General features: G+C 37.2%; 14 protein-coding genes and 1 riboswitch. Of the genes, 1 reads left to right on the plus strand and 13 read right to left on the minus strand.

Annotation, left to right across the window (positions count from 1 at the left end):
* Nucleotide 1: 1 nt before the first annotated feature.
* From rsgA to BK137_RS02975, 12 genes are all read right to left on the minus strand, one after another.
* On the minus strand, nt 2-883 hold the full coding sequence (rsgA, locus tag BK137_RS02920) for a ribosome small subunit-dependent GTPase A (protein WP_038183972.1): 882 nt from the start codon (nt 881-883) through the stop codon (nt 2-4).
* A gap of 11 nt (nt 884-894) precedes the next feature.
* The gene (gene pknB / locus BK137_RS02925) at nt 895-2877 is read right to left on the minus strand and encodes a Stk1 family PASTA domain-containing Ser/Thr kinase (protein WP_038183970.1); all 1983 of its coding nucleotides are present in this window, start codon (nt 2875-2877) and stop codon (nt 895-897) included.
* Nucleotides 2878-2879: 2 nt separating this feature from the next.
* A complete protein-coding gene (locus BK137_RS02930; protein ID WP_038183967.1) occupies nt 2880-3629 on the minus strand; it encodes a Stp1/IreP family PP2C-type Ser/Thr phosphatase in 750 nt (249 codons plus the stop codon).
* A 14-nt stretch (nt 3630-3643) separates the two neighbouring features.
* Complete coding sequence (gene rlmN / locus BK137_RS02935; RefSeq protein WP_038183964.1) at nt 3644-4744, minus strand: dual-specificity RNA methyltransferase RlmN; 1101 nt, start codon at nt 4742-4744, stop codon at nt 3644-3646.
* Complete coding sequence (rsmB, locus tag BK137_RS02940; protein WP_038183961.1) at nt 4744-6111, minus strand: 16S rRNA (cytosine(967)-C(5))-methyltransferase RsmB; 1368 nt, start codon at nt 6109-6111, stop codon at nt 4744-4746. The genes rlmN and rsmB overlap by 1 nt, the downstream gene beginning before the upstream one ends.
* A complete protein-coding gene (fmt, locus tag BK137_RS02945) occupies nt 6108-7049 on the minus strand; it encodes a methionyl-tRNA formyltransferase (protein ID WP_038183958.1) in 942 nt (313 codons plus the stop codon). Before fmt ends, rsmB begins: the two co-directional genes overlap by 4 nt.
* Nucleotides 7046-7546: a peptide deformylase gene (gene def / locus BK137_RS02950; RefSeq protein ID WP_038183955.1), complete on the minus strand. Its 501-nt coding sequence runs from the start codon at nt 7544-7546 to the stop codon at nt 7046-7048. Before def ends, fmt begins: the two co-directional genes overlap by 4 nt.
* 26 nt (nt 7547-7572) lie before the next feature.
* Nucleotides 7573-9981, minus strand: coding sequence for a primosomal protein N' (gene priA, locus BK137_RS02955; protein ID WP_038183952.1), 2409 nt, complete (start codon nt 9979-9981; stop codon nt 7573-7575).
* Entirely contained in the window at nt 9978-11183 is a 1206-nt protein-coding gene (coaBC, locus tag BK137_RS02960) for a bifunctional phosphopantothenoylcysteine decarboxylase/phosphopantothenate--cysteine ligase CoaBC (RefSeq protein ID WP_038183949.1), read from the minus strand. Before coaBC ends, priA begins: the two co-directional genes overlap by 4 nt.
* 74 nt (nt 11184-11257) lie before the next feature.
* Nucleotides 11258-11482 (minus strand): DNA-directed RNA polymerase subunit omega, encoded by a 225-nt coding sequence (gene rpoZ / locus BK137_RS02965; RefSeq protein WP_038183947.1) that lies wholly within the window; start codon nt 11480-11482, stop codon nt 11258-11260.
* A 4-nt stretch (nt 11483-11486) separates the two neighbouring features.
* Nucleotides 11487-12104, minus strand: coding sequence for a guanylate kinase (gene gmk / locus BK137_RS02970; RefSeq protein ID WP_038183944.1), 618 nt, complete (start codon nt 12102-12104; stop codon nt 11487-11489).
* 51 nt (nt 12105-12155) lie between these two features.
* On the minus strand, nt 12156-13031 hold the full coding sequence (locus BK137_RS02975) for a YicC/YloC family endoribonuclease (RefSeq protein ID WP_038183941.1): 876 nt from the start codon (nt 13029-13031) through the stop codon (nt 12156-12158).
* Between the two features lie 220 nt (nt 13032-13251).
* Here BK137_RS02975 and BK137_RS02980 point away from each other — a divergent pair, with 220 nt between their 5' ends.
* Nucleotides 13252-14940, plus strand: coding sequence for an Rqc2 family fibronectin-binding protein (locus tag BK137_RS02980; protein WP_038183938.1), 1689 nt, complete (start codon nt 13252-13254; stop codon nt 14938-14940).
* Nucleotides 14941-15267: 327 nt separating this feature from the next.
* On the opposite strand, the gene BK137_RS02985 is transcribed toward BK137_RS02980, so the two are convergent.
* On the minus strand, nt 15268-16197 hold the full coding sequence (locus BK137_RS02985) for a VOC family protein (RefSeq protein ID WP_051448682.1): 930 nt from the start codon (nt 16195-16197) through the stop codon (nt 15268-15270).
* Between the two features lie 108 nt (nt 16198-16305).
* A riboswitch (SAM riboswitch) is annotated at nt 16306-16415 on the minus strand.
* Nucleotides 16416-16475 lie beyond the last annotated feature (60 nt).

The raw sequence follows: 16475 nt of genomic DNA on the forward strand, positions 1-16475 counted from the left end.
GTTAGTACCTCGGCTTTCTATCAATTATTTCTTGCAAAAACTGCAGGTAATGATCATAGCGATACTGCTTAATTTCCTTGTTCTCTATTGCAGCTTTCACAGCACATTTTGGTTCTTTTAAATGTAAACATCCACGAAATTTACAATCCTCCGATAAACGCTGTAATTCCGGGAAACAAGATGTTAATTCTTCTTTTTCAAGTGTATCGAAATCAAAAGAGCTAAATCCAGGCGTATCAGCAATTAACCCTCCAGCAAGAGGGATTAATTCAACATGTCTTGTCGTATGCTTTCCTCGTCCTAGCGCTTCTGATATAACCCCGGTTTTTAATTCTAATGATGGCATAATTGTATTCAATAAAGTAGATTTCCCAACACCAGATTGTCCTGCCAATACAGTTGTTTTACCATCTAAAACCTGTTCAATTTTCACCAGTATTTCCGGATCACTTTTATAGGTTTGAATCACTTCATAACCTATTTCTTGATAATCTTTAACATACTGTTGGATGCCTTCATTTTCTTCTGAAGTTAATAAATCTGTTTTTGTTAAGCAAATAATTGGGTGGATATGGAAAGATTCTAACGCTACTAAAAATTTATCCAATAAAATTGTATTAAAAGCTGGTTCTTTTGCTGAGAAGACAAGGATTGCTTGGTCAATATTCGCCACTGGCGGGCGTACAAGTTCGTTATGACGCTCATGAACGGCTGTGATTGTACCATCATTATTTCCTTCAACCACAAAGTCCACAAAGTCACCAACAAGTGGTGAAATCCCTCTATTTCGGAATACGCCACGACCGCGGCATTGAATTAGTTCACCGTCTGAGTGAACATAATAAAATCCGCTTAACGCTTTTCGGATCTGACCTTTCTCCATTCAATTCCTCCTTATTGTAATTTTTCCATTTTTTCTAGTTGTTCGAAAGTTATTGTCTCATCAATAATTATTTTATCATCTCGGACAATACGATAAATTGCTTTTTGCCCTTCTTCAACTGCTAAAGGAAGTCGTATTTTTTTTGATTCATAAATTTTAAACTGTTGATCAACATCTGCAATTGAGCGCTTACGATCTTGGACGTAAATACGGATTTCTTGCTCCTCGTCCTCTTCTTCAGGGTCGTATGGAATATCAATTATAGCCTCGTAAAATTTTACTGATTTTTGTAGCGGTCCTTTTGAAATAACCACATTAATTGTAGATCCGATACTTGCCATAGTCCCCGCTTGAGGAGTTTGAGAAATAACTTGTCCTTTTGGAACAGTTTCTGAGTTTTCCTCTTTTGCAATGTGGACGTTAAAACCCGATGATTTTGCATAACTTTTAAGCGCATCCTCATCATATCTTAGTAAACTTCCAACTTGCGCCTGCTCTAGACCCTCACTTACAGTAAAAACAATAATAGTGTCTGCAGGTACGACCTCATCACTTGCATCAGGCGTCTGATCTAAAATAGTACCAGGTTCTTGATCAGAGTGTTTAGTTTTAGTTTCGATGTCTTTAAACTTATACTTTGATAGTAATTTTTTTACTTGTTCTATGTCTCGACCTCTATAATCGATCAATGTTACTTTTTTCTGCCCTGAACTTACCATGATATCAATTTCCGAACCTTTTTTAAGCTCTTTTCCAGCAGCCGGATTCGTCGATATAACATCTCCCTCTTTAATATCTTCAGAAGCTTGTTCAGTTTGTCTACCTATCTCAAAGCCCTTCTCTTCTAGTAAATCAATTACCTTCGCTAACTCTTGTCCAGCAACATCTGGAACTTCCACTTTCTTTTCTTTGAATAGATTAGGGTATAGTACCAGGACTAAGATAAACAATAAAAGGAAAGTTATAATACCACTAACGAGTAGCAATAATTTTCTTTTCTTCGATTTCTTTTTACCGCCCTTTTTTTCCTTATGTTTATTATCTTCTACCACTGGTATTTCCTTTGTTTTTTCAATGTCCACATTTCGAATCATTTGTGCCTTAGTAATGGCTGGCATTGCTTTTGTCTCATCGTGGTCAACAGGAGGCATAAATTTCGATTCTTGACTTCGATTTTCTTCAAGAACTGTCGATAAATCTTCCTGAAGTTCTTCAACAGTAAAATATCGGTGTGCTGGATCTTTAGCAGTTGCCTTAAACACAACATTTTCTAAGCTTTGTGGAATAGAGGGCACAATTGCGCGTACTGATGGCGTTTCAGATTGTAAATGTTTCAGTGCGATTGACACTGCTGATTCACCCATAAACGGTAGCTTGCCTGTTAACAATTCGTAGAGTACAATTCCCAATGCATAAATATCCGATTTCTTTGTTGCTGTTCCTCCACGTGCTTGCTCAGGTGACAAATAGTGGACTGTTCCTAAAACTGAATTCGTTTGTGTAAAGGATGTTGCTGTTAATGCAATCGCAATACCAAAATCCGTAATTTTCACATTACCATCTTGATCCATTAAAATATTTTGTGGCTTAATATCGCGATGAACAATTTGATTTTGGTGAGCATGTGCAATAGCTGAGGTTAGTTGCTCCATTATCATGACACATTTCACTGGTGATAAAGGCGCAAATTCCTGTATGTATTGCTTTAATGTTTTGCCTTCAACGTATTCCATTACTAAATAATGCATATCACCATCTTCACCAACATCATAAATACTCACAATATTAGGGTGTGTAAGGCTTGTGGCAGATAGCGCTTCCCTTTGGAAACGTCGGTGAAGTTCCTCTTCATCGGAAAAGCTATATCTTAGTACTTTAATTGCTACATCTCTATCTAGAATCATATCGTGTGCAAGATAAACATTGGACATACCGCCGCCGCCAATCCATTCAAGAACTTTATAACGGCCACTTAATCTTTTTCCAACAAGCATTCTTACACCTCCTTCATATTATCTGCAAATAAAATAAGCGAGATATTATCTTCACCGCCATGTTCATTTGCCAGTTGTATCAGTTGTTCACCTTTTTCCTGAATAGGTAGTGGCAGATGAATAATCGCTTGCATTTCTTGTTTAGTTAATTTGTTACTTAGGCCATCAGAACAAACTAAAAAATATGAATCAGCAACGAATTGCACCGTATAAAAATCTGGTGCAATCGTCGCTTCTGTTCCTAAAGATTTAATGATGTAGTTTTTCTTAGGATGACTTTCGGCTTCTTCTTCACTAATTTCTCCATTATCGACGAGTACATTCACATAAGAGTGATCTCTTGTAATAAGTTGCAAATTAGTTTTCGTGCTGAAATACACACGACTATCTCCGATATGACAAATAATACATTCGTCAGCATCAATCAGAACGGCTATTAAAGTTGTTCCCATGCCGTGACAATTTTCGTGTGATAAAGAATATTGATAAATCGATTCATTGAGTTCTTGAACAGATGCTAATAGCCATTCTTTTTTCAATTCAGTTGATTGAAATGACTCCGCATCTGCTTGCAAAAATAACTGTTCAAATCCAGAAACCGCCATAGCACTAGCTATATCTCCAGCATTGTGTCCACCCATACCATCAGCGACAATGGCAAGTTTATATGCATCTTCACGTTCAATGAATATAGCCCGGTCCTCATTTACCGTTCTTTTCCTTCCAATATCACTCGCTACTATATATTCCACAGCCAGTCACCCCATTAATTCGTCGTTTCTTGCTTTCTCTCCTTCGCACGTAATTGACCACATGCAGCATCAATATCTGAACCGTGCTCGCGTCGAATCGTTACATTAATACCATTATTTTTTAATGTTTTTTCAAAAGAGAAAATATCATTTTTTGGTGTTCGTACATAGTCACGTTCTGGAACATAGTTTACTGGAATCAAGTTCACGTGACATTTAATACCTTTGATTAATTTCGCTAATTCTTCAGCATGTTCTACTTGGTCATTGACTCCTCCAAATAGGCCATATTCAAAACTAACTCGACGACCTGTTTTCTCAGTGTAATAACGAATTGCTTCAATTAGGTCTGGCAATTTATATGCTTTTGCGATTGGCATCAAACGTAGACGTAATTCTTGATTTGGTGCGTGTAATGACAAGGCAAAGTTGATTTGTAATTGTTCATCTGCAAATTTATAAATTGAAGGAATAATACCACTAGTTGAGACTGTGATATGGCGTGCACCAATGTTTAATCCTTTTTCATGATTGATGACTTTTAAGAAGCTCATCATGGCATCATAGTTATCAAACGGTTCACCGATTCCCATGATCACGACATGACTTACTCGTTCACCAACTTCATCTAAAGCTTTTTGAACGTTGACAACTTGCTCAACAATTTCACCAGCTAATAAATGACGTTTTAGTCCTCCTAAAGTAGATGCACAGAATGAACATCCGATACGACAGCCCACTTGTGTCGTTACACAAACAGAGTTCCCATATTCATGACGCATTAACACAGTTTCAATTGAATAGCCGTCTTGTAATTGGAACAAGAACTTGATGGTACCATCTTTAGATTCTTGTTTGATTAATGTGCTTAATGTACTAAGTTCAAAGTCAGCAGCTAATTTATCACGTAATTCTTTCGATAAATTAGACATTTCATCGAATGTTGTTACACGTTTTATATATAACCAGTCAAAAATTTGGCCTGCACGGAATGGTTTTTCACCGTTGTCTTTTAACCAAGTTTGCATTTCTTCTGGTAATAATGAATAAATCGATTGGCGTAATTGTGGTTTTTCTTTTTTCACTCTTACTGGTTTTTGTATTTCTTGATCCATTAGTTTGTAAATTCTCCTTTTTTTCTAAAAGCAGCAACGAAAAAGCCATCACTGCTAAAGTCTTGTGGAAAGACTTGCATCATTCCGTTTGTTTGAAGCTCTTTGAGTACGTCTGGTACATTTGGTACAGGTTCAAGTTCCATATCCGGATGTTTTTCTAAAAATGCAGAAACAGTTCCATCGTTCTCAATTTTATCAACTGTGCAAGTACTGTAAACCATTTTGCCTTCATTTTTTAATAATTCATAAGCTGAATCCAGTAATTGTAATTGTATTGGTTGTAGTGATGAGAAATCTTCTTCTTTTTTTGTATATTTAATATCCGGTTTACGTCTAATAACTCCTAAGCCACTACACGGTGCATCGACTAAAATACGATCGAATGATTGCTTTTCAAATTGCTCAGTTGCTTTTCGACCATCTAATACTTGTGCGTCAATAATAGTTAGGCCTAGACGTTCTGCATTGCTCTTAATAAGCTTAAGTTTATGAGCATGTAAATCAGTTGCGATTAACTCGCCTTCGTTTTTCATTTTTTCAGCAATGTGTGTCGTTTTACCACCCGGTGCAGCACACATGTCTAAAACTCTCATTCCTGGCTCTACTTGCAAAGCGTAAGCCGGAATCATAGAGCTTTCATCTTGAATGGTAATCAAACCATTTTTATAAGATTCTGTACGCGCAGCTTGACCCGTTAATAAATGCAAGCATTCCGGTAACACTTTACTACGCACAACTTCAAATTTCTCACCCCACAAGCTTTCAAGCGCTTGATCTGTAGTTACCTTTGCTGTATTTACTCGAATTGTTTGTTGTGGAGGTAGATTATTTTCAAACAGCATATCAGATGTTTTTTGAATGCCATAAGCTTCTACATAACGGCGTACTAACCAGCTCGGATGACTCGTTTCAATAGAAAGTCGTTCAATCGGATCTTTAATATCCGTCGTATCTCTAATTCCGTCACGTAAGACCGAACGTAAAATGCCGTTTACTGTTTTAGAGACACCTTGATGGCGTGCTCGGTGTTTAGCAATCTCAACGGCTTCATTTACTGCTGCATGGTCAGGAATTTTAGATAGGTATGCAATTTGATATAATGACAAGCGTAGTAACCATCTCACCCAATCATCCAATTTCCCGCGAACAAAAGGCTCTAAATAATAATCTAAAGTCATTTTGTATTGAAGTGTACCGTAAGTAATTTCCGTTAAAAGAGCACGGTCTTTCGGCTTTATATTATATTTTTCAATTGTTTGATGAAGAAGTAAATTACTGTATGCTTGCTGTTTATCTACTGCAAGAAGAATAGTTAATGCTGCGTCGCGAACATTACCATCCCAAATTTTATCTTTCTTTTTTGTCATTCAAAACGGTCCCCAATCTGTAATTTTGACCCGGTACCTCTTAAGTAATCCATCGCAGTCATACGCTTTTTGCCAGCTGGCTGTAAATCTAAAATATTTATTGCTTCTCCGTTACCTGTAGCCACTGTAAAATATTCTTTATCAATAGCAATAACAGTACCAGGATCTTCACTATGTTTTTTATCCGACTTTTGCGCCCACCAAATTTTAATATTATCGCCATTCAATTTCGTATAAGCTACCGGCCATGGATGTAAACCTCTTACTTGGTTATAAATTTCTGTGTTATTTTGCTGCCAATTGACTAGCTCCTGATCACGTGAAATATTATGAGCAAAAGTCACTTTTGCTTCGTCTTGCGGGATGCGATTATTAGTACCTTCGATAATAGAAGGTAACGTTTCTTTTAGTAGGTCGCGACCGATAATACTTAATTTATCAAATAATAGACCTGTATGATCTTGCTCTTCAATTGTGAGTTCTGCTTGTGAAATAATATCACCTGCATCAAGTTTAACTTCCATATACATTATCGTAACACCTGTCTTTTCTTGCCCATCGATTAAGCATTGATGAATAGGTGCTCCACCTCGATAAGCTGGTAGTAATGAAGCATGAACGTTCACACAACCAAGTCTCGGTGTATCTAATAGTTCCTTCGGTAAAATTTGACCAAAAGCTGCTGTCACAATTAAATCGGGATTTAAAGCTATGATTTCTTGCAACTCTTCAGACCCACGAAGTTTCTCTGGTTGAATTACCGGTAACCCTAAACGAACAGCCTCTTCTTTGACAGGTGGTGGTGTTAAAACACGTTTACGACCAACAGGACGATCCGGTTGTGTTACGACGGCTTTAATATCGTATCCTTCTTCATGTAGCATACGCAAAACCGGCACCGAAAAGGCAGGTGTCCCCATAAAGACAATGGAAATCATTCCTGTTCCTCCTCTGCTTCGGCCATTTCTTCTAATTCTTCAAGCGTATAAACACGCATAATTTTCTTATCAAATAACACACCAAACAAATGGTCAATTTCATGTTGAATCACACGTGCATCAAAACCGGCTGCCTCAACTTCATACCATTCTCCATTACGGTCTTGCGCTTTAATATGGACATAATCAGGACGTTCTACATCTCCATAAAGTTCAGGAAAACTCAAACATCCTTCAATCTCTATAGCTGAACCGTCTGTGGCTAAGATCGTTGGATTAATGATTTCCAGAATGGCTCTTTCCTCGCCCATTTCTACAACTGCCGCTTGAATGCTTTTATTTACTTGAGGTGCTGCTATCCCTACACCATCATGCTCAAGCATTGTATCATACATATCATCAAGTAACTTTGCTAGCTCTGCATCAAATTTAGTAACAGGTGCTGCTTTAGTTTCTAACACTTTTGCTGGATTTTTTACAATATCTAATAATGCCATAATGCCCTCTTTTCTTGCGATTATATCTAAATGGATGAAGGGTCTAAATCAACTGTTAATTGAATACCTTTTTTCACCCAGTCTGTTCGATACATGCGAATTAATTGTTGTAAAGTAGCCGTTAAATTAGGCTCTTTTTTATATTTTATCAAACATTGATAGCGATATCTATTTTGCACACGACTAATTGACGCTGCTGTCGGACCGATAATACCAACATTTTGTGATAGTTGCATACGTAACCAATCCACTGCCTTACCTGCATATTCTGCTGCCATCAGTACATCTTCATGCGTAACTTGAATAAGTACGACAAAATAATACGGTGGATAGGCGAAACGCTGTCTCATTTGCATTTCCTGCATATAAAACGGCTCATAATCTTGTTCTTTTGAAAGTTCGATTGCATAGTGCTCCGGTGTATAAGTTTGGATAAATACTTCACCAGGTTTATCGTGACGTCCGGCACGTCCACTTACTTGGGTAAGTAATTGAAATGTTCGCTCCGCAGCTCTAAAGTCCGGTAAATTTAATGACGTATCAGCGCTCAGAACACCAACCAACGTAATGTTAGGGAAATCAAGCCCTTTCGCAATCATCTGTGTTCCTAGTAAAATATCTGCTTCTCCGCGACCAAAGGCATCTAAGATACGTTCATGAGAACCTTTTTGTCTCGTTGTATCAACATCCATACGAAGTACTCTTGCTTCAGGAAAGAACTTATATATTTCACTTTCAACCTTTTGCGTCCCTGTACCGAAAAATCTAATATGTTCACTTTGACATTCAGGGCACTCATGCGGGACTTGTTCTTCATAGCCACAATAGTGGCATTTCAGTTTTTCTTGAGAGCGGTGATAGGTCATAGAAATATCACAGTTTTTACATTGCACAACCGTACCACAATCTCTGCATAACACAAATGAAGAAAAGCCTCTACGATTAAGGAATAATACCATTTGCTCTTTTTTTTCAAGTCGAATACGAATTGCTTCTGCTAACTCCTCAGAGAACATCGAACGATTCCCGTTTTTCAATTGTTCACGCATATCGATAATTTCAACTGTTGGCAGGGATTGCTGCATTGCACGTTTTTTTAATGTCAATAATGTATATACGTGTTTCTTTGCTCTAGCAAAAGATTCCAAAGAGGGAGTTGCACTACCTAATATGACAGGACATTGATGAAATTCACTACGCCAAATAGCTACTTCCCGTGCATGATAACGCGGTGAGTCCTCTTGCTTATAAGTCGACTCATGCTCTTCATCCAATATGAATAACCCTACATTTGTGAAAGGAGCAAAGACAGCTGATCGAGCGCCTACTACAACCTTTACTTCCCCTCTTTGAATCTTTCGCCATTCATCATATTTTTCGCCTTTCGATAAACCACTATGAAGAACAGCAACTAGTTCTCCAAAACGTGAACGAAAACGCTCCGACATTTGAGGTGTTAAAGAAATTTCAGGGACGAGTACTATTGCTTCTTTTCCTTTTTCAAGAGTACTTTGAATAGCCTGTAAATACACTTCCGTTTTCCCACTCCCTGTAATGCCATGCAGTAAAAACGTTGTCGGTAGTTTATTTTTCATCGCTGTTAATATTTGCTGTAATGCTACTTCTTGTTCATCAGTCAGTGCAAGCGGCTTCGTCTTCACTGCATTTTTAGTAAATGGGTCTCGGTATACTTCTTCTTGAATATACTTGGCAGCCCCTTTTTCAATTAGCGCATTAAGAACAGCAGTTGTAATATTTAAGGTTTGACAAAGTTCTTCTGGTGTAAAAACTTCACCTTTATGATCCACCATCCATTCAGCGACCATAACTTGTTTTTTCGCTCTTTTTGGAATATCAGCAGCAATTTGCTGTAACTTCACTTCATCATCCAAAATTTCCAACTTTCGGACAGCCTTTACTTGACCTTGTTGTTTGACGACTGTTTTTATTTGAACTGTTCCTTGTTCAATACTGTATTTCAATGATTTTAGAAATCCAGCAACTTCTACTTTTTTATATGGAATTGATGATTTATTGCCAAAAAGATTTTGCAATTCAGCTGGCAGGTCAGCTAGTGGGCCTGAGAGATGAATGGTTTTTTCGTATTTCGCCCGTAAAGCAGAGGGTAGCATCACTTGTAATGCATCAATTTCAAAGCATAAAGTATGCCTTGTCATCCACTGGGCAAGCTGTAGCATTTCACCTGTTAAGACAGGTTCAATATCGAGTAACTGTGATAGTGGTTTTAGTTTACCTTGTGGAACATCCGTTTCTTCCTTTAAAGCAGTGATGAAACCAAGCACATTACGAGGGCCGAATGGTACTTTCACACGACATCCGGCTTCTACAAGTGCTTGCCATTCTTCTGGAACAGCGTAGTCAAACGGTCGATCCACTGGATAAGCCGCTACGTCTACGATGACTTGCGCAATCACGTTAAACTTTCTTCCCTTGCTAAAATGGTTTTGAATAACTCAAGTGCCAATTCTTTTTTAGGAAGATGAACGAATGTTTTTTCGAAATCATTAAGCCCAACGAGTGTAACCGTATTTGTATCAGTGCCGAAGCCTGCTCCATCTTGCGTTACATCATTAGCAACAATATAATTTGCATTTTTCTTTTCTAACTTACCTTTTGCATACTTTAATACATCATTGGTTTCTGCTGCAAAACCAATTAGTAATTGATCTTTTTTTCGTTCCCCTAATGTCAGTAAAATATCGGTGGTGCGTTCTAATTCAATAATCGCATCACCTGGTTGCTTTTTCATTTTTTGCAAATGCGCCGTTTTTGGACGATAATCCGCTACCGCAGCTGTTTTTACAACAATATTGGCGTCATCATATTCAGCTAACATAGCTTGAAGCATGTCCTCAGCACTTTCCACATGAACAACCCGTACACCCGCTGGAGGCTCAATTGCAACCGAACCTGATACAAGTACAGTTTCTGCACCTAATTTATGTGCTGCAGCAGCCATAGCATAGCCCATTTTCCCAGTTGAGAAATTGGTTAAATAACGTACGGGATCAATTCTTTCACGCGTTGGTCCTGCAGAAATAACAACTTTCTTACCTTTTAAAAGTCCGTTTTTTGGTTCGAAAAACTGGGCAGCTAATGCTGTAATCTTCTCTGGTTCTTCTAAACGACCTTTACCTACATATCCGCAAGCTAAAAAGCCCTCTGATGGTTCAATAAATTCATAGCCATCCTCAGCTAATTGGGCAATATTTCGTCTAACTGCAAGATTATCATACATATGAACATTCATTGCAGGTGCAATCCACACTTTTGCAGTTGTTGCTAATAATGTAGTTGTTACCATATCATCTGCAATGCCGTTTGCAAGTTTACCAATTACATTTGCAGTTGCCGGAGCTAAGATGATTAAATCCGCCCAATCTGCTAAATCGATATGTGCAATAACACTTGAATCTTTTTCATCAAAAGTGTCTGTATAAACATCATTTTTAGACATTACTTGAAAGCTTAAAGGTGTTACAAAACGTGTTGCAGATTCAGTCATCATTACTTTCACATGTGCACCAGCTTGAGATAATTTACTCACCAATGCTACTGCTTTGTAGACGGCGATTCCGCCTGAAACACAAAGTAAAATGTTTTTATTTGCAAGCATTTTTTTCTTCCTTTCAAAACGACAAGCTCCCAAAGAAATGTTAATTTCCTCGGGAGCCTCACGTTGTCATGTCATTAAACTTCGTCTTCGTAAATAGCTGATTCGTCTTGGGCTACTTGACTTAAAACGCCAGCAGAAACTTCTTCAAGTGCTTTCCCTACATTCTTATGTGATTTATAAGATGAAAGCCTATAGTCACTACCTTCTTGCATTGCACGTGCTCTTTTTGAAGCAAGGCTAACTAATGAATATTTTGAATCGATTTTTTGTTTTAATACGTCAACAGATGGGTATAACATCTAATTATTCTCCTCTCAGCATAGCTAAGTATTGTTTTTCTACTCTTTCACGTCGACAATGTTCCGCAACTACGATTGCATTGACACGATCACAAGCTAATTGTACTTCATCGTTCTCAACGACATAATCGTACAAATTCATCATTTCTAATTCTTGGTTTGCAGCAGCAATACGCGTTGCAATAACATCTTCTGTTTCAGTACCACGCCCAACTAATCGTTGCTGTAATGCTGAAATGCTAGGTGGCGCAAGGAAGATGAATAAACCATCTGGAACCTTGTCACGAATTTGAGCTGCACCTTGTACTTCAATTTCTAAAAATACATCACGTCCAGCATCTAATGTTTTGTTTACATATTCTAGAGGTGTGCCGTAATAGTTTCCTACATACTTCGCATATTCAAGGAGTTGTCCTTGTTCGATTAAACTTTCGAATTCCTCTGTTGATTTAAAGAAGTAATCAACACCATCAACTTCGCCTTCACGTGGTAGACGTGTAGTCATGGAAATAGAATACTCATAATTAGTATCTGGTTGTGAAAAAAGTGCTTTTCGTACAGTACCTTTTCCGACACCTGAAGGGCCAGATAGGACAATTAATAATCCACGTTCTCTTCTCATGCTTTCTCCCTCATCATTACAATATATTAATAGTACATTTAGTAAACACAATTATTCAATATTTTGAACTTGTTCTCGCATTTTCTCAAGAATAGTTTTTGCTTGGACAACAGCAGCTGAAGCTTCAACAGATTGGTTTTTAGAGCCAATTGTATTAATTTCACGATGAATCTCTTGTAATAAGAAATCGAGTTTTCGTCCGATAGAAACGTTTTCTTGAAGCGTTTCATCAAGTTGGACAAAATGACTTGATAAACGGTCTAATTCCTCAGCAATATCTGCTTTTTCAGCAAAAATTGCAACCTCCGCTAATAATCGTTCTTCTAACGCGCTAATGTCTGCAAGCTCTGCAATTCTTGTAACGAGCTTATCGCGATACTTTTGTACGGCTTGATCGGCCACTTTACGAATTAACTCTATTTGCTCTGCTAAATCCGTTTTGAAACCTACTACCGCCTCTTGCAATTCCTGACCTTCTCTTTCGCGCATTTGGATCAGTGCACTTGCAGCTTGTTGTACAGCTTGATCTACAGCTGTTAAAATTTCTTCTTTTGATGTCTCTTGCACTTTGACAGTTAATGCTTGCTCTAAACTCAAAAGTTCTGTCATCGACCACTTCTCGTCGAGCAATATCTGTTTTTGCAATTCTTCTCTTGCTTCTTTATAAGCATTGACTAGAGGCCAATTCACTTGTACAACTTGCTGTTGCTGTGACAATTCTTTCACATGTACGGAAACATCTAACTTACCTCTTGAAACTAATGAGGAAAGCATTTTTTTTGTATGAACTTCTGCTTCCATCCACTCTTTCGGAAAACGTGTCGTAACTTCTAAAAAACGATGATTTACCGATCGAATTTCTACAGTAAGCCGAAATTGTTCCGTTGTTGTGACACCCCTGCCAAATCCAGTCATACTACGCACCAAGGTCAGTCACATCCTTCTTTGCATACTGATTTTTAATTATAACATATGAATACAAGTTTTGCCTTGCAGATTTGCTAGAAGTTCACTTAATAGAATAAAAAAATGATTAATATCGATACTCATTAGTCACGAAGAACTGCATTTTACAAATCCTACACTTACCTATATAAACGAAAAAAATGTTAAGATAGAACAAAACGTTTTGAAAGAGGAATCACTTATGGCTTATGATGGTTTATTTACAATCGCAATGGCGAAAGAGCTACAACAGTTAGTAACAGGCCGAATCGCGAAAGTGCATCAACCGAACACCCAAGAAATTATTTTACATATACGTGCCAATGGTGGAAATCACAAATTATTATTTTCAATCCACCCTTCCTATGCACGTGTTCATATCACAGAACAAACAATTGAAAACCCGCCAGAACCACCTATGTTTTGCTCGTTGCTTCGTAAACATATTGAAGGTGGATTTATTGAATCAATACAACAACAAGGTGCTGACCGCGTCCTCATCTTGAAAATTGCTAGTAAAAATGAAATTGGTGACCCAATCACGAGGGAATTGCACGCGGAAATCATGGGGCGTCATAGCAATTTAATTTTAGTCGACAAAGAAACAGACAAAATCGTAGATAGCTTAAAGCATCTACCACCTGCTATGAATAGTTACCGTACTGTTTTGCCTGGCCAACCTTTTATCGCACCACCAGAACAAGATAAGGAAGACCCTAAAACAGTAAGTAGGGAATCAATACAACTATTCTTTGCTGAAGAAAAAAACACTCAAGAAATAGTACAGAATTTTACAGGCTTTTCTCCCTTACATGCTACTGAATTGTTATACAGAAGTGAAGCTACAGGGCAACCAATTGCTGACCTCTTCTCTTTATTTATTGAAGAATTTAAAATTGGAGGGAATTCACCAACCTACGCTGAAGTAAAAGGGAAAACATATTTTTCACCAGTGAAATTAACACATCTAGAAGGTGAGCATACAAGCTACTCAAACCTTAGCAGTCTACTGGATCGCGTATTCTTTGCAAGAGCTGAGAGAGACCGCGTTAAACAACAAGCTGGTGATTTAGAACGCTGGTTACAAAATGAAATTAGCAAACTTAAATTAAAGTTAAAAAAACTCCAAAAGGATTTGGATCGAGCAAACAATTTAGACCAATTCCAATTATTCGGTGAGTTATTAATGGCCAACTTGTACGCATTTGAAAAAGGGCAAAAGGAAGTTACTGTTGTTAATTATTATAGTGGGGACAGTGAAGAAATCACGATCCCTATTAGCGAACGGAAAACACCTGTTGAAAATGCACAGAGCTACTATACTAAGTACAACAAGGCGAAAAACGCACTTATCATGGTGCAAGAGCAACTCAATAAAACGCAAGGAGATTTAGCCTACTTTGAAATGCTATCGCAACAAGTACAACAAGCTGCTCCAGCTGATATAGAAGAAATTCGTGAAGAGTTAGCTGAACAAGGCTACTTGAAATTACGTGCTTCAAAACGACGTAAAAAACCAACTAAACCAACTCCAGAAAAATTCAAATCTTCCACTGGTATTGACATTTCAGTTGGCAAAAACAATAAACAAAATGATTATTTAACATTTAAAATCGCACGTAAATCTGAAATTTGGTTGCATACAAAGGATATCCCAGGATCACATGTCGTTATTCACTCTTCTGAACCAGATGAACAAACTTTACTAGAAGCGGCAACTTTATCAGCCTATTTCAGTAAAGCACGTGAATCGTCGTCCGTACCTGTCGATTACACAGAGGTACGTCAAGTAAAAAAACCAAATGGTTCTAAACCTGGTTTTGTTATTTACTTCGAGCAAAAGACATTGTATGTAACACCCGATGAAGAATTAATCATGAAATTAAAATAATAAGATTTAAGAACACTTAAAAGGAGTCGCACATTTTTCAAACGCGACTCCTTTTACTATTTACTGCACTGCCTTAATCACTTCTCCATTGTACCAAATCCTATTTTCACATTATCTAATTTAGCTTTTTCAATCGTTGTTTTTACTTATATTTGGATCATTATAAATAACTTTCTATATAAAGGTAGGACTTTGCTACAAGCATTTGGGCATGCGATAAATTTTCTACTAAGTCTAATCATACTTCAATAATTTTAGTAGTGATGTTAAAAAATACAACAACTAAATTTCATTTTGTTACCTTTTATAACGATTCGATTTTTTGTTTTATGCAATTTCAAAAACCATACGATTTCCACTTGGATCTTCTACAACAAACTCATCCCCTAAATCTTGAATTTGTATTTGTTGTTTAATATAATTTTTTGCTGTCTCATAACTTTCTGTTGTTGGTAATTTAAAACGTACTTCTTTCAATCCTGATTCATTTTCAGCTGCCTTTTGAAGTCCTTCACCCGACCATACATTTCCCGCAAGATGGTGATGATAGCCCCCTACTGAAATAAAAAATGCTGTATCAATAATCATCTGTTTTTCAAAACCTAATTTATTTATATAGAAATCTACGGATTCCTCTATATTTGCTATTCGCAAATGAACATGACCAATTATTGTTTCAGCTGGTAATTTCCCATCTGTTTCAAAATCAGCTAATGGAGCTAACTCTTTGAAATTAAGAGGATTACTTCCACCAGGATACTTATCCCAATCTTCACGATGACGATCCGCATATATTTCTATACCATTTCCTTCAATATCATATATATAAAACGCCTCACTATAACCGTGATCACTCGCACTATCTAACCTAGCAATTGGAATATAGCGTTCAAAGTGCGGGAAACGTGAAGATTGCTCTATCGGACTATCTATCGTTTCCTTATTACGTAGAATTTCGAAAAATTTCGTTGCAAACGCTTCTCTACTTGGTAATAAAAAAGCTGTATGGAATAAACCCGTACTTTTAGCGGGTTGTAATTTTTCCGCGGTTTTTTCTAATTCAAAAATAACGTTGTTACTGCCTTTACCACCAAATTTAGCATGTTGTGTACTTTTTTCTAAAACGACAAGACCAACTACATTTTCGTAAAATGCAATTTGACGTTCCAAATCTTTTACTTTTAAAATGACACTTCCAACTTGTGTTGCAGCATCCAATACAAATTTACCTTGTTTCCCATCAATTCTTTGTACCATCTTTATAACCTCTCTCTTTGTTATTTACCAATTATGGAATAAACGACTTCTATTAAAAAACTCTCTTTCTACATCTTCTAGAAAGAGAGTTGAGGGGGGCTAATTCAACTCTTATCTCTCATAATTGCACGCAATCATGTTGAAGTTAGCTCCTTCCTAAAAATTAGGTGTTGCTGAAACTTCAGTGGGCCATTTCCTTCAGTTTCTCAAGTAAAGAAATCCACTTAATATCCCTAGTTAACTTATTGGTTTAATTGATTTTAAAACAATTTCCATAA

Source organism: Viridibacillus arenosi (genome assembly GCF_001955655.1).
Lineage (GTDB): Bacteria > Bacillota > Bacilli > Bacillales_A > Planococcaceae > Viridibacillus > Viridibacillus arenosi.

Coding starts and splice junctions, on each gene's coding strand:
- fmt (WP_038183958.1), bottom strand. CDS start 7,049: ATGATTTCCATTGTCTTTATGGGGACACCTGCCTTTTCGGTGCCGGTT.
- rsgA (WP_038183972.1), bottom strand. CDS start 883: ATGGAGAAAGGTCAGATCCGAAAAGCGTTAAGCGGATTTTATTATGTT.
- rpoZ (WP_038183947.1), bottom strand. CDS start 11,482: ATGTTATACCCATCTGTTGACGTATTAAAACAAAAAATCGATTCAAAA.
- rsmB (WP_038183961.1), bottom strand. CDS start 6,111: ATGACAAAAAAGAAAGATAAAATTTGGGATGGTAATGTTCGCGACGCA.
- BK137_RS02980 (WP_038183938.1), top strand. CDS start 13,252: ATGGCTTATGATGGTTTATTTACAATCGCAATGGCGAAAGAGCTACAA.
- BK137_RS02985 (WP_051448682.1), bottom strand. CDS start 16,197: ATGGTACAAAGAATTGATGGGAAACAAGGTAAATTTGTATTGGATGCT.
- pknB (WP_038183970.1), bottom strand. CDS start 2,877: ATGCTTGTTGGAAAAAGATTAAGTGGCCGTTATAAAGTTCTTGAATGG.
- def (WP_038183955.1), bottom strand. CDS start 7,546: ATGGCATTATTAGATATTGTAAAAAATCCAGCAAAAGTGTTAGAAACT.
- gmk (WP_038183944.1), bottom strand. CDS start 12,104: ATGAGAAGAGAACGTGGATTATTAATTGTCCTATCTGGCCCTTCAGGT.
- rlmN (WP_038183964.1), bottom strand. CDS start 4,744: ATGGATCAAGAAATACAAAAACCAGTAAGAGTGAAAAAAGAAAAACCA.
- coaBC (WP_038183949.1), bottom strand. CDS start 11,183: ATGCTTGCAAATAAAAACATTTTACTTTGTGTTTCAGGCGGAATCGCC.